Here is a 14,902-nt window from a genome sequence, read left to right as displayed (position 1 = left end):
TTATGTAGCGTCGCTGCCATTCTTAGGCAACGACGTTTTTGTTTATCTCGGCGTCAGTCGAAATAGCTTGCTGGTAGTTCGGGAATCACGACCCCATAGTCGTTTGCCACATATGACGGTAATGGCCGCTTGCTACCGCCGAAATCATGGGCGCAGGTATAAAGCGTGACGCCAGCCGCATTGAGCATCCGTTGCATCTTTTCACCAGTTAGGCTACTGGAACAAAGAACCGCACAACGATGAGTGTTGAAACGCAGGACTGCCTTGAGCTGGTGAGTCGCCTTCGAATGCAATTTCAGCTTGGCTAGATACCGCAAATTGATTGCCACCTGCACTCGCTTCAAATCTGTGTTGAGCGCAACAAAGCAAAGGTCAGACTTAGCCAGAAAAACTTGGGTGCCATCGTCAACATCTCCATATGCTTGCCGAATCACTTTAGCCAAGCGGTCTGCAAATACAGATGCGGCATCCTGATTCTCCGCACACGTCGCGTTCAGCAGAGTTGCCACCCGATAGCGGCAGCAATAGACGCGGTGCCACACGTCCATCAAGACTGTGGTCCAACCATTAAGGCGCAATTCTGGCGGAGCAGGGACAGCTAAAACGATTGTTGGTGCAAAGGCCTTGTTATTCCAGACTAGGATATCCTGCTCGGCAACGTTTACTAACTGCTTTAGTTCCAATTCCTTAGCTTGCATCGAATATCACTCCTTTATCAGTATACGAAACGACAACTATTTCAAAGTTTCCGACTCACTTTCGAGAGTGAGCCACTTCGCTTGAATACTGCGCCGGATCGCGCCTACATATGACGAAGACAAGCCCATTACCAGACCGATTTCACGATTACTCAGGCAACGGATATACCGCAGGCTGAGCACAGAGCGCTCGCGGTCGTTCAGAACCTCCCACAGCTGGTTCACCTGGCTTCGCATCTCCACAGTCTCCTCGCTCCGGCGACTGGCGGCGGGTTCATCCCCATTCAACGTGAGTTCTTCTAGGGAATTACCTGCCAATTGTTGCCCCCGCCGCTCCCGATTCATGTGGCGACGTAAGTCCAGATAGACAAAGCGTCCAGCCAAACGGTTGAACTTGATGACCTCATCCTCCGAGATAATCGGATCCCGGTACCTGCGGAAATACTCAATGTAAATCCACATGCCTTCCTGAATATAATCTTCAAAGTCACTATCTTGCGGCGTTTTGTTGCAGCGATAAACCGCGTTAATTACCACCTTCTTGTGTTCCTCGTACATTGCGAAACCTTGCGTACAAGTTTTTAGCTCCATGTTAAATTCCCCCATGTTTATTCAAAATAGTTCAGTCTAATCCCACTAGAAGCACGTCGTACCCGCCCCTTAAGCTTAATGTTATCCAGATTGATGATTATATGCAGCTAACATTGATAAGCTGTTTAAGTCTTATAAATAAAGGAATGGCCAGTCCAAGTTGATATGGGGTACCCCCACCAGCTGTGGCTTATTGGTGCGGTGCATCGGCCGCGTGTCGTGGTCATCATTTAATGTGTTGTTGGGTCCGACAAAACGGCATTTCATCGGTGCCGGCTGACTGTACGGTGTCCATAAAACAGGTCAGTTCCGGCATAACTGCACAATCCATGCTGGTTATAAATATTTGAATATTGGAATCATTAATGCTAGTAGCTATCTGTTCAGGATTGCATGCGCTACTTAGTCAGTTTTGACGTGCGCAGATTGAAGCAACTGCTAAATAAAGTGCTGTAAGCATCAAGCCGGAACAAGCACTGAATGTCCAGACTCATTTTGTGGCGAAAACGCAACCAAACTGCTTTGTATCTGTGTAAGGCGCAAGCGGCCGCACACCTTACCCAGCTAGCTGCTGGCAGACTGGCTACCGGCAGCAACCAATCAGGAGGACATCATCATGGCTATTAACTACGATTCAGCATCTGTCACTTACACCTTCATCGACCCAGCTGATCCCAAGGCGCTCAAGCATAACCACATCTTGAACGGCTTAACTGAGCACCCCGATGAAGCGAAGCTGCTCGCGCTTGGGGAGGAATTCAAGGCCCTGTTGCCGAACCTGCAGCTGTCTGCAATCACCGTCTCCACCGATGCACTCGTAACAGCAGACACCACGACAACGCCTGTTGACACCACCAGCCCAGCTACCGAACCAACCACGGACGGCAGCCAGGCCTAACAGGCATTCATAAATAAGGGGGAACTAACATGCGGAGTATTAACTTCAGTTTCAAAACCGGCGATAACAAGTCCAAGAGCCTGCGCCTGAGCGCTTATGAGGGTAACCTCACTCAAGAAGCAGCCCAGAAGTTCATGCAGGCACTGATCGATGCCGACCAGTTCTACACTCCAGACGGGGTGAAGATGTACGCCCAGGCAGTCGCAGCCCGGGCGGTCGACACGGAGAGCACCGACATCTTCGTTAACCAGCTTTAATAGGTAGTATGAAACGATGCCCCCGGCCGTGTGATGCGGTCGAGGGCATTTTTCAATACGAATTAACTTAAGCTGAATGTCATTACCAGTATGTGTCAATGTTGACATTTTGATAGCGCTACCTGAAAGTGTTTGCTAAAACGACAAAGTCAGTTACAATCAACTTGTAGTGACAAGCGACGTATCACTATGCGGACGATGAGTTGCCGCTCAACATTCACTGCTGGGCCAGTGTGTGCAAACGCCGAATCTGAACGTTTGGAGGAATTGTCAATGAAATCATACAAACATCAAATAAATTCTAAACACAACGGTATCCGTTTGGCTGCCGTTGTCAGTTCCGCAATTATGCTGGCTCCCGTGGCAATGGGAACCGTCAGCACTTTTGCCGACACAACATCACCCATCAACACACAAGCAGTTAGCGACGCAGCAACAGCCTCCGCCTTAGTAGCGGCTCTGTATTCTGATGCCAACAATCTGCAAACATTAAAGTCCAGTACTGCATTCTCTAAGCTTAGCTACGTTGATCAGCTAACCGTCTCGTCAGCATACTCAAATGCGCAGACTCAGATCAATCTCGCCAAAGCCCAGCTAGCTGCTGGAACTGCCAGCTCCGGTATCGTGTCCAGCTTGACGCAGGCCGATCAGTTAGTTCAAACAGCACTGGCAAAGTTCAGTACCACTTCGACCCCAACCACTAACAGCACTGCTTCCGCACTTACAACTCTGCGGACTCAGCTAACCAACTTCACCAATGCCTACTACAAGCTCACGTACGCACAGCAAAACTCAACGAACGGTAAATACCTGCTGAGCGCACTGCAAACGGCTACGGGCATGGTCAACAGCGGTTCCGTTTCGGAGATGCAGGCAAGCAGCATCATCAACAACATGAATGATTACCTGAAAGCAATCACTGGTGCAAATCTTGCAACAACCAGCAATCAGCAAGCTGCTATCGATGCATCCAACGCTGCTAAGAAGGAATACAGCACCGTTCCAATCTTCCTGCAGGACAGTGACCAATACCAGAGGCTCGGCGACTTGATTGATGCAACCGCAGACCAAATTAACAACAAAACCACTCCTGCTGTGGAACTTGCAACGGATGTCGTAAACCTTAACGCCGCAACGGCTGCCATGAAGGACCTCGTTAAAGCTTCCGTTGTTTACTCCGGTGTCGGTACCATCCGTTACCCGAAGAACTACGGCATCCAGGTCTGGACAATTGGTGGCAAGATGGTCAAGAACAGCAACGGTACCGCCAAGAAGCTCAAGGGTGGCACCAAGTGGAAGGTCTTTGGCCCAATTCTGAACATCAATGGTAGCAAGATGTACAACCTCGGTGGCGATCAGTTCATCGACGCTAACTACGTATCATTCGCAGCCAAGAAGTAATCCCCACTTCAAAGCCCGAACTAACTGAATCAAATGATGAACGTTTGCTGGTTTCCCCGCTAGTAGACCTCATCTCCAGGGAAAGAGTCCTCACGGTCGTTGGCAATAACGATTGTGGGGACTTTTTGTTGGATCCAAATACGCAAAAATTTTGCTGATTTAATTGCTGCTTATAGTTTGTATCAGGTGCCTCAACCCTGTAAAATTTTAGATGTAAGGAACACCCGATGAGCGCGGCACTCATCACCACACAGCTGTGTGCATACATGTCGGCCCGGAGCTAGGCGGCTGCGGGATGCTTACTACGCTAGGTTAAGGAAAGGATGATTCCCATGAAGACAAAGTCAACTACTGCACGCAAAGGCATTCACTTCGCTGCGGCAATCTCCGCAGCCCTCATGATGGCACCAATTACCGCTACCGCATTTAGCCTGTCCACCGCGACGCCAGTGTTTGCCGCAACAAGCACCCGCAGCCCTGGTGATGTCGGCTTGATTGGCATGCGCGATAGTGCGAAGAGTACCTTAGACTCCGCGCCGGCAATGCTGAAAGGCGGCAGCGAGTATGCCAAGCTGAAGAGCGCCATCGATGAGGCCACCGAGGCACTGAAAAACACCCCTTCACTAACGAGTGACAAAATTGGCACGTTAATTGAGCACCTCCGCAGCGCCCAAAGAGCCATGATTCTCGCGGTCAACCACTCAGTCACCTACACCGGCAACGGTCGCATCAATTACGTCCGCGGCTACGGCATTCAGGTGTGGACGCTGGACGGCAAGGTTGTCTACAACAAGAACGGGACCGCGAAGAAGCTGCAACACGGCACCAACTGGCGGATCTTCGGCAGCGTGCTGAACCTCAACGGCAGCCGGATGTACAACCTTGGCGGCGACCAGTTCATTGACGCCAACTTCATCAACTTCACGCCGAAGAAGTAAGTATTTAATATCTCACTGATTAAGGGTCGCTGATTGCGATCCTCTTTTTTTGGTCAAATTTATGGGCCATCAACAATCGATTCATATTTACGGCTGCAAATGCGGTAAGAAAGAGTGCCATCTTTTGACTACGGAATGCGCTCTGATGGTAGTTCCGACCCGGATGACAACTTTTTAAGGGCTGCAGTCGCAGCGTAATTTTGTTCTTTATCGTCGTGGCCACGGTAATCCATAGCGCAGAATCGTTATTCTTTGCCAAGATGCAATTAGAGGCTTGTTTTATCTCCCGCCTGGAGGAAATAAAATTAAAGCATGAGTTCCAAGCATGAACCGGATTTTTTGCGCTGACACTCAAGTCAAAGACGATGAGGAGATAATAGATGAAAATCCTACACCCCCATGGACCGCACCACCACGGTTTGGCAATCGCGGCAACGCTAGCGGCGGCACTCGCAGTCGCACCAACCGCGATTGGCTGCGTGACTGCACACGCATACCTTTACGTTAATGAAATACCAGAGCAAGATAAGTATCTAGCTACACCGGAACAGTTGCAGGCCCTCAACATTGATTTCACAACTTACCGAACCTTGATGACTCGGGTATCACTCTACAATAACCAATTAGCCACAACGCACACGGCTGCTGGGAGTTCAACCCGCACTCAGCTGGAACAAGCAATCATTCAACTCAACAATTTCCTAGCTCAATCAGAACCAAACAATCCGTCAACATCACCCGGAAAGGCAACTGCTGATCGCATAATCCAGCAAGGAGACGCGGCGCGTAACGCTGATGCTGAGGCTTCCCAGAAAAAGTATCATGACACTGCTTCAGAGCTTAATCGGGCAAAAGCTTGCATTAATCAAGCCTACATGGTTGCCTATGAATTTATCGATCAACTGTCACCTGGTCAGAAACAGTCACCAGAATACGCGGCATTCATTACCAAATTTCAACAGGTAGTTGAAAACAGGAAACAAGCCGCACCTTATTACAAGACAGTGGCACAAGCAATTGCTGATGCTGACGAGCTAAGAAATTTGGAAGTAGCTGCGCTCAACACACCGCCAATTGGAACTGCGAAGGTCGCAACGACACCAATTTCAAGTGCTAAGACCACATTGCAGGCCACCATCTCCACCGCCGAGACCTACCTCCAGCAAACGCCAACTGCAACGAGTGCACCCGAGTACAAGACTTTTGCTGATGCATTATCAGCAGCGAAGGGTGTTGCAGATACTGCAGACGAGGCCACGCTCCAGAAGCTGAATCAGACACTGGCCGATGCGCTGCAAGCACTCAAAGACGGTGTTGCTGCAGCAGCTAGCAAACAATCCGATGAACAAAAGGAAGCAAACGTTTATGCCCGTGCTGCAGTTAAACGCACAAAAGCTATCCTGAAACCTACGACAATGGCGGATCGATCCACCCCGGAGTACCAAGCACTAAGCAAAGTAATAGCTGACTGTGAAAAGGCCATTACTAATCAGCAAGTTCACGATCTTGCAACGGCCAAAGACTGGGACGCAAAGTTGAGGGCAGCCGTCCAAGCATTCCAAAACCGTGGCACTTCAGCTCCTGCAGACCAAATCGACCGCGAACAAATTGCCAAGGACTGGTCCACAAAACTAAGTGCTGTCTTCCAAACGCTTAAAACCGAAGTTGCTGACGCGCAAGCCAAGAAAACCGCGCAAGAACAGGCCAAGGCAGCTGAACAGAAAGCGGCCGTAGCCTTCACCCAGAACGCACTCACCGTTGCCAGTGCCTACTACCAACAAACACCCGTAGATAGCCATTACGCGCAGGACTACCAGAATCTTGGCCAGCAAATCACCACCTGCGCGCAGGCCATCGCTAACAAACAGATTTCTGACATGACCGCCGCAAAAACTTTGGTTACTCAACTCAACGCATCTGTTCAGACCCTCAAGACCAGCGTTAGCAAGCTCCAGACTGAGCTAGCTGCCCAGCAAGAAGCAGCGCGCGTTGAACAAAAGATGGCAGTTGCCTACACCACGAATGCAATCACGATTGCTAGTGCCTACCTCAAACAAGCGGCGGCCACGAACCAAACGACCATGGAATACCAGCAGCTCAATGCACAGATCACAGCGTGTGAACAGGCCATCACCAATCAGCAAATTACCGATATGACCATGGCCAAGGCTTGGGCTGCCAAGTTGAACGACTCCGTGCAAATTTTGCAAAGCAGCATCGTCAAAACCAAGGCTGAACAGGAAGCGGCTGCCCAAGCCGCAAAACAGGCGGCCACTAATTACACCCGCACAATGGTCAGTCTCGCCCAAGCATTTCAAAATCGCGCGCCGAGCTCTCCGGAATTCGCCACCGACATCAATGCCGTCCAGCAACAACTAGATGCCTGCGGTGCGGCTCTCGCCAATCAGCAAATCACCGACATAACCACCGCCCAAGCCTGGACAAGTCGGCTCAACACCGCGGTGCAAACACTGCAGCGACACATTGCGCAAGCAGCGGCGGCCCAGACCACCGAACCGGCAACCACCAGTTCAACCCCAGAAGATGCTAGTGCCCTGAATGCGCTGCATACATTAACACCGGACGTCGGCTTCCTTCTCGGCATCATTCAGGAACAGCATCTCAGCACTACCCAGAATTTACCGGAGTACGGCAACTTACTGCAGGCGTACGCGCGCGCCGAAAGCGAGCTGAAAACGCCAGGTAGTAGCGGAGAAGCACTACCGCAACTGCTCAGTGAGTTGCAGGCCGCACGCAAAGCTCTGCGGCAGGCGCTGCTAACCAGCACGCTAGCTGCGTTTCGGGCGCAGCAGCCTGTCGTTGCGCCACCTTTTGACAAGCCAACGGGTACTGGATCAACCACACCAGTTCAGACCACCGCGGAAATCAATGCATCCCCCCTCACGCTGACCGCGGCGACTGACCAGCACATCCCCACCACCGGAACCAAGCAGCCGGACATCGCTCCTAGCACGATGATCGGCACGGCCACGATCAAGTACGTGGCCGGCTACGGGGTCCAGGTGTGGACGCGGCAAGGCAAGTTGGTCCGCAATCCGAACGGCACCGCCAAAAAGCTGCGCAACGGTAGCAAGTGGCACTGCTTCGGCAAAATCATTTACATCGGGAAGACCAAGCTTTACAACCTTGGCGGCGACCAGTACGTGGACGCAGCATACGTCAACTTCGCCGCCAAGTAATGGTTCACTCCCGCGTTCTTTTCCCCCTGTTGACCACCATCTGGACCCCGGATGGTGGTCATTTTGTTGTGGTCAGCAAAGCCCCCAACATCGGCGCAACTCGCAATCGACCGCTGACTCGCAACAGAGCACGGCGCAAAGGTCCAAAACTGGGTCGGGACATATAATAAAATATGCGCAGAACCGCCCGCAAACCCTTGTCACCACTGGCTTTCACGAATACGTCAAAATATGGAGTGCGGCGGGCGCCCAACCTGCGAACCCGCTAAATGCCGGATCCAGCAAATTGCCGCACCATCTTTTAGCAAACCCAGAAACCGCGGTGTGCCGAGACCGATTCAACTGCAATTCCAAGCCAATTTGTGAACATTGTATCAAGCCATATTTTTAGCAATCGCTGAAACCCTTGTCCCGCTTGACTTTTTGCGACATATTGCGCGTTTGTAAAAATATGTCCTGACCCTGATATGCTAGTTTTACCGTCCGCGTGTTGCTTGTCAGCACCTGCGCGCAAGCAAACTAGGTGCTTGCACACAAACGGCAGCACCCACCCCGTCGAAGCGGAACGAGTGCTGCCGTATCTAAAACTAATTCTACTATTGTAATAGCTCGCCGTACTTGGCCTTGAGTTTGGCCACCAACTCCGCATTGACCTTCTTGGCGTCGTAACGCAATGCCGTCGCGCGGGCATTCTGCGCCATCGCAGCGCGAGCGTCCGCGTCCAGACCCGCGAACTTGCGGATTTTGGCCGCGAGACTCGCGCTACTGCTGTCATCACCAGGCTTGCGGTCGAATAGGTAACCGTTCTGGCCCTCCTCGACGTAAGTGGCGATGCCGCCGTAATCGGCCCCGATGACGGGCACCCCGCAGGCCATGGCTTCCAGACCGACGAGGCCGAGGCTCTCGCCGGTCGCAGTGCCGGCGCCGGGGAAGGCAAGGACATCCAGCTTGTTGTACTGACCGAGCAGCTCGGCTTGCGGCAACATTGCGATGCGCGTCACCACATCGCTGAGCCCGTAGTCCTTGATCATCTGAGCGCACTCGGCGTCGGCGGTACCGCTGCCGACCAGTGTCAGGTGGACCTTGGGCGCGGCATTGTCCTGCATGAGGTCGCGGACCGCTCCGAGGACCACGTTCCAGCCCTTGTTCTCGTCCACGCGGCTGATGTAGCCGAGGTTGATCACGCCGGGCTGCTTTTGCGCGGGCTGCGGCTTGAAGTAAGTCGTGTCGACCCCGCCGGACGGGGAAACGATGGCGCCGCTGTAGCCGTACTTGTGCTCCGACATGGTCTTGAAGCTCGGGGACGGCACGATGACTGTGTCTGAGTGCTTCAAAATCGCTGCGGTCAGGAAGTTCAGGTGCTGCGCCAGGCTGGACTCAGTCGTGACGTCACTGCCGTGGAGGTTGGTGATGATCAGCGGCCGTCGCCCGAGCGCCCGCGCGAGCAGCGTTGGGAAGGCGTTGTAGCTGGCATAGCTGACGAAGACGATCTGCGTTTTACGGCTCATGATGTGCACGAATGATTTTGCAAAATACGCGATGTATGCGCGCAGCTTGTGCCACTTATTAACGTGTTTGTTTAAGACCACCTGCTCCATCGGCAGTTCCTGGGCCATGGCTTCGTAGAGGTTCTTCACGAAAACGCCGTAGTTCGGGTACTTGGCGGATGGGTACATGTTCGACAGCATCAGAATCATTGTGAGTTCCTTCCTGAACAGTTAGTTACGTTGCGGCTACTGGTTGTCGTTCTCGATCCCGGTTGCCGGCACGACCGCTTCGATCAAGCGTGCGTAAACCTTGCTGTATGCTTGCGACTGCTTGGCGTAACGCCGGACGGCTGGATCGACGAGCGCGCGGCTGACCAGGCTGACCGCCCGCAGTGGCTTGCGTTCGCGCAAAGCCGTTTTGCCCGCCGACAACATTTTGACCCGGCGCGTGAACTGGGCGGCGCGCTGCTTGTTGCTGAGCTGATTCTGATCGAGGTAAGCCTGCAACTGCTTGAGCTCGGTGTCAGCATCGGGGAAGTCCCCAGCGGCAAAAGTCTGCTGCAGGTACTCGGAGACGAGGAAGACCTTGTAGCGGTCACCCTGGGTCATCGAGTTGCCGCGCAACCGGTAATCCATTAACCGGGCGTTGGTGGCGCCGATCTTGTAGCCGGCCTTCAGGAGTCGCAGCCAGAGGTCGTAATCCTCCGCGGTCGGCAGCAGCCGGTAACCGCCCACCGCCTTGATGGACGCGGTCTTCATCATGACGCTGGGGTGGATCAGGTTGGACCCATACGGCAGCAGTTCGGCTAGCGCCTTAGAGCTCTCGGGAATCGCGTTGTGGTTGCCGACGCTCTTGCCGTTTTCATCAATGAAGTGGGCGTTGGTCGACAGCACGTCGAGCCGCCGCTGCTGCATCAGGTGCAGCTGGGTGGCGAAACGCTGGGGCTTAGCAATGTCGTCCGCATCCATCCGCGCGAGGTAATCCCCGGACGCAGCCTCGATGCCGCGATTCAAGGAGAACGGCAGCCCGGAATTTTGCTTGTTCACGAGCACGTGCACGCGCGGGTCCAGGTCCTGGTACTCGTTCAGAATCGCGAGCAAGTCGCTAGCATTCGGCTGGTCGAGCACGATCTGCATCTCAAAATCGGCCTCGGTCTGCTGCAAGATGGACTCGATTGCGGCACGGAGCTGGGCTTCGGTCTCATTGTATACGGACATTAATACGGTAATTGCTGACATGGCTACCCCTTCTGCTTGTTCTAGTTTCTTTATTATAGCAAAATCGGCCGCGAGTAGCGTCTTGCTGAAAAGTTTGCTTAGTAGCGGCTGTGACCGCGATTGTAGTTGTATAAGCTTGATAACACTAACCACGTGCACAAAAAAGCCAAGTAGATTCGAAAAACCATTCCGCGTCTACTTGACCTATAATCCGTAATTCTATACTAAATGAATCAAATCTGTGGTTCTACAAATTTACCGTCCAACTGGACAACCTGCGTACCAGAAATAAATGCATGTCGATCCTCTTTATGAACAGCATTTTCCAGTTGGTCTAGTTCAGCACGCGAGATAATGGTTAGCAAGACAACCTTGCTTTGATGGGCATAAGCACCCTCAGCATCCTTAAATACCGTGATGCCGTGTGCCAAGCTTTCTTGGATAGATTTAACTACGCAATCAGTTTGCTGTTTGTTTGTCACAATCATTACCTGAATACGCTGCTGCTTGATGTAGACAACATCCAACACCTTCCCGGCAATGAAAATTGAGATGACTGAGTACAGTGCCCGCGGCCATCCTTCCAAGAAACCCGTCATCAAGACCACGCCGGCGTTAATGATTGTATTTACCGTGCCAACGGTAATTCCCATCCGCTTGTGTAAAGCTAAACCGACAATATCTGTACCGCCGCTGGATAAACCGTTCCGAAGTGCAAAACCAATTCCGGCTCCGTTGATTACAGCCCCAAAAATAGCACATATCATCGGATCCGTTGTCACCGGCTTTAACCCCGACAACATATTAATCATCACTGACGACATGAGCACCGTGACAAAGGTGAAAATGGTGAATGACCTGCCAATGTCACGCCACGCTATCCAAAACAGGGGTACATTGATCAGAAAAATCAGATTGGCAGGCGACATAATACTGGTCACATGAATTCCCAAAAATGTGAAATTCAGATACCGCTCAAAGATGATGGCAATGACTTGGGATAGGCCAGTAACCCCACCGGCAGATATCCGCCCTGGAATCCAAAATAAGTTCAAAGCAACTCCAAGACAGATCCCATAGAATATAGCCACTGTCAATTTACGCCAGCTCTGCTGGTAACTTGATACTTTCGTTATCAAACTCACTGATTTTACCTCGCTAACTTTGCTCACGACGTAACTTCTTATCTGGGATGCCCGCAATGCTACGATACTTGGCAACCGTCCGTCGCGATATCGTTATTCCGAATTTGTTCTTAAGAACATCAGCAACCTTCTGATCACTTAGAGGCTTGCGCTTATCCTCAGCTCCCACAACCGCACGTATCGAAGCAATGGCTTCGTTGTCGACCCCGTCATCATTGTGAAGACTGCCTCGTTTCGTCAACAAGCTGTCCATCGCCAGCACACCCCGCGGACTATCAATATACTCACCGCTCATCGCACGACTAACCGTTGATTCGCTCAGATTGAGTTTGTTGGCTACGTCCCGCAGAATTAGCGGCCGAATGAACGCTTTTTCACCACTAAGGTACGGCCATTGATGCGTCGCTACCAACTTCGCGATCGCCAGAATTGTGTCTTCCCGCCTTTTAACACCATGTGCCAATGCCTGATATTCGCTGACTTTGTCTCGCAAATATTGTTCTAAGTCAGCGTCCACCTGCACTTTTAAATCATCAAATTCACTTTCATTGAAGACCAATTGCGGTTTTCCATATTTGGTTAGATATAGTTTGAAACCCGAACCATCAGGACGGATTCGTAAGTCGGGAACTCGATATTGAGTTTCATCGCCGTTAAATGGGGCTCCAGGGCGGGCAGTAAACGTGCCGATGAACTTTTTTGCTTGCCCATACTCACCAACTGTGGCACCAGTTGCCACCAAAATCCGGTGCTCATCATTGTGCAGAAAATCTAAATAATGCTCTTGCAGAATATTCATAACAAGTGGCGGACAATCCGGTTCCGCTTGCGCCTGCAAAATTAAAGCTTCCTGCAGTGTGCGTGCTCCCACGCCAACGGGATCTAAGCTTTGCAGGATTGTCAACGCATCGTCAAATACAGTCTTTGTAACGTGCTGCTCCTTACAGTAACGCTCGACATCAAGCTTTAAGAAACCGTCTTTATCAAGATTGTTAATCAAATCAACAACCACTTTACGCAGAGGTCGGTCGGTGTACCGCAATTCGATCTGACTCATTAAATACTCGTATAGATTTGGCCCCTGCGTCTCAGGAACACCCGCTAAACTATCAACAGCTGTGCTTACTGTATCCGGAACTTCGAACAGCGGATTTGAAAGACTCGCTTCTTGGAGGTAGTCATGCAAGCTGACACCATCCCTTTGCAGTATTTCTAGAGATTGCTGCATTGACTGGGAAAGCAACAATCGCTGCTTCTGACCCAATGTCTGTTCAAGTGCCATACTTCTCACCTCCAATACTGGTTCCTAATTCTGAAGTAGCTGTTGGATTTCGGGAATATCCGCGACAATTTTGTCAGCAGCTGACTGATCTACACCCATGTCAGACTGATCAATTGCCCACGTTTCAATTCCCGCATTTTTGGCTGCAGCAATCCCGTTATAGCTATCCTCGATGACCAGACTTTCCTCACGACTCACACCTAACTGCTCAATTGCTTTTAGGTAGATGTCGGGTGCTGGCTTATTGGCTGGTAGCTTTTCACCACTCAAAATCACATCGAAGAACTGCTTAATCTGGCATTCATTCACCATTCGCATTATTTCTTCTGGAATTCCCGCTGAGGCCAATGCCACGCCATAACCATTGTCCTTCAGGTACCGGAGTAGCTCCTTAACACCAGAATTAAGCACTTGCCGATAATCAATTGGATTTGCGTCCTGAAATGCTGCGTAGTCCTGCCAAAGCTGCTGCCTTTTGCTTGGATCATTTACTAAGGCCGCCCAAACCTGGTCGTTGGACATCCCCAAGTAATCGTGAATGTCCGTTGAATCTGGTTTAATTCCACGCATTTTAAAGAACCTCATGCGACGCTTGAAATAAAAGGGTTCACTATCGACCAGAACGCCATCCATGTCAAATATCAATGCTTTCTTCATTAGCTAGACTCGCGGTACCAACCATAAAAAGTTCCGGTACACCGCTACTCCTTTCTCATCAGACATATCACCAGAAAAAGGGGCCTCAGCCCCCTTTTCATTAGTTTCCCTATTCAGAATTTTAGCAAAGTTTTTTGATTAGTAGGTCAGCTTCCACATGTAGCGACGCTTGGAAAGTGGGTGGTTACGCTGTGCTGCCAGTTCTTCAGCGTATGCCCGGAATACACCAGTCAGGAGCATTGGGTTGAAGTAGTCGATGACGTGTGGGCCAGCAACATCCTTCAAACCGAAGTCCTTCGCATCAACCAAGGTAATCTTAGCGTCAAAGCGTTGCAGGAAGGTAAGTGCGCGCATGTCCATTGGCCGGGTGCTACCATCGTTAGCAAATAGCAGGTACGGTGCGTCCTTTTCGGTGAGTTCGAATGGGCCGTGGAAGTACTCGCCGGAGTTGTGAACTGGTGCTGTGATCCACTGCATTTCCTCAAACAGGAAACTACCGGTTGCGTAACCAGCGCCCCAGGTAGCACCGCTTGCTAATACATGGATTGTTGAATCGTTCTTGTACAATTCACCAAACTTCTTAGCCTCAGGACCAACGTGCTGAACCTGCTCATCGATCAATCCGTAAATGCCATCAAAGCCCTTTTGCGCTTCGTCGTAGTAATCGTAGCCCTCAAACTGCTGCTTGATTTCAACGGCCAACTTCAGAGCAAGCGTCATCTTCTGGACCTTTGCGGAGTAGCTTTCTTCAAATCCGTGCACGATGGAGTATTCTGCAGCCGCAACGATTGGAGCATCTGGGTTGTGACTGAGGGTAACCACGTTGGCACCCCACTTAACAGCGTTCTTGGTCGCTTCAACAGATTCTGGTGTAGTCCCACCGAGTGATGCAGTAATTACAATCGTCTGTGGACCAACATTCTTTGGTGCATCGTAATTGAACTCATTGCCGGTGATAATGGCTGTCTGCAAGTCATTTGCTTCGTGAAGAATGAAGTAGTATGCAGGATACAGGTCGGACATGGAAGCACCACACCCAACAAACAGAACCTGCTTGATGTCCGCGTGCTTTGACTTGATAGCAGCAATAATTTCCTTTGGTGACAATGTACTCATAATAAGAAAGCCTC

The 14,902-nt window shown here is 51.2% G+C and carries 13 protein-coding genes; 5 read left to right on the top strand and 8 right to left on the bottom strand.

Annotation, left to right across the window (positions count from 1 at the left end):
* Positions 1-53 precede the first annotated feature (53 nt).
* Positions 54-698 carry a hypothetical protein gene (locus GN107_RS05160; RefSeq protein ID WP_155286895.1) on the bottom strand — a complete coding sequence of 215 codons (645 nt, stop codon included), beginning with the start codon at positions 696-698 and terminating at the stop codon, positions 54-56.
* A gap of 36 nt (positions 699-734) precedes the next feature.
* Positions 735-1,256, bottom strand: a complete 522-nt coding sequence (locus GN107_RS05155; RefSeq protein ID WP_196246637.1) for a sigma-70 family RNA polymerase sigma factor — start codon at positions 1,254-1,256, stop codon at positions 735-737.
* A gap of 649 nt (positions 1,257-1,905) precedes the next feature.
* Here GN107_RS05155 and GN107_RS05150 point away from each other — a divergent pair.
* The 5 genes from GN107_RS05150 to GN107_RS05130 all read left to right on the top strand — a co-directional run bounded on the left by GN107_RS05150 (position 1,906) and on the right by GN107_RS05130 (position 7,983).
* Positions 1,906-2,187 carry a hypothetical protein gene (locus GN107_RS05150; RefSeq protein ID WP_155286897.1) on the top strand — a complete coding sequence of 94 codons (282 nt, stop codon included), beginning with the start codon at positions 1,906-1,908 and terminating at the stop codon, positions 2,185-2,187.
* Positions 2,188-2,216: 29 nt separating this feature from the next.
* Entirely contained in the window at positions 2,217-2,444 is a 228-nt protein-coding gene (locus GN107_RS05145) for a DUF2922 domain-containing protein (protein WP_155286898.1), read from the top strand.
* Positions 2,445-2,717: 273 nt separating this feature from the next.
* Positions 2,718-3,845: an SLAP domain-containing protein gene (locus GN107_RS05140; protein WP_155286899.1), complete on the top strand. Its 1,128-nt coding sequence runs from the start codon at positions 2,718-2,720 to the stop codon at positions 3,843-3,845.
* A gap of 332 nt (positions 3,846-4,177) precedes the next feature.
* Positions 4,178-4,783 carry an SLAP domain-containing protein gene (locus GN107_RS05135; RefSeq protein WP_155286900.1) on the top strand — a complete coding sequence of 202 codons (606 nt, stop codon included), beginning with the start codon at positions 4,178-4,180 and terminating at the stop codon, positions 4,781-4,783.
* Between the two features lie 380 nt (positions 4,784-5,163).
* Positions 5,164-7,983 (top strand): hypothetical protein, encoded by a 2,820-nt coding sequence (locus GN107_RS05130; protein WP_155286901.1) that lies wholly within the window; start codon positions 5,164-5,166, stop codon positions 7,981-7,983.
* A gap of 596 nt (positions 7,984-8,579) precedes the next feature.
* Here the strand turns inward: GN107_RS05130 and GN107_RS05125 are convergent.
* The 6 genes from GN107_RS05125 to GN107_RS05100 form a co-directional block, all read right to left on the bottom strand.
* The gene (locus tag GN107_RS05125; protein WP_155286902.1) at positions 8,580-9,680 is read right to left on the bottom strand and encodes a glycosyltransferase family 4 protein; all 1,101 of its coding nucleotides are present in this window, start codon (positions 9,678-9,680) and stop codon (positions 8,580-8,582) included.
* A gap of 36 nt (positions 9,681-9,716) precedes the next feature.
* Complete coding sequence (locus GN107_RS05120; protein WP_155286903.1) at positions 9,717-10,709, bottom strand: glycosyltransferase; 993 nt, start codon at positions 10,707-10,709, stop codon at positions 9,717-9,719.
* Between the two features lie 212 nt (positions 10,710-10,921).
* Entirely contained in the window at positions 10,922-11,860 is a 939-nt protein-coding gene (locus GN107_RS05115) for a YitT family protein (RefSeq protein WP_230678560.1), read from the bottom strand.
* A complete protein-coding gene (rpoN, locus tag GN107_RS05110) occupies positions 11,847-13,115 on the bottom strand; it encodes an RNA polymerase factor sigma-54 (protein WP_155286904.1) in 1,269 nt (422 codons plus the stop codon). Before rpoN ends, GN107_RS05115 begins: the two co-directional genes overlap by 14 nt.
* Before the next feature lie 24 nt (positions 13,116-13,139).
* Entirely contained in the window at positions 13,140-13,772 is a 633-nt protein-coding gene (locus tag GN107_RS05105; RefSeq protein WP_155286905.1) for an HAD family hydrolase, read from the bottom strand.
* A gap of 138 nt (positions 13,773-13,910) precedes the next feature.
* Entirely contained in the window at positions 13,911-14,891 is a 981-nt protein-coding gene (locus GN107_RS05100; RefSeq protein WP_230678562.1) for an SIS domain-containing protein, read from the bottom strand.
* Between the last annotated feature and the right edge of the window lie 11 nt (positions 14,892-14,902).

The organism is Lacticaseibacillus zhaodongensis (assembly GCF_009687905.1).
GTDB lineage: Bacteria > Bacillota > Bacilli > Lactobacillales > Lactobacillaceae > Lacticaseibacillus > Lacticaseibacillus zhaodongensis.
Note: the sequence above shows the minus strand (reverse complement) of the source record. Positions and strands in the feature narration are given on the sequence as shown.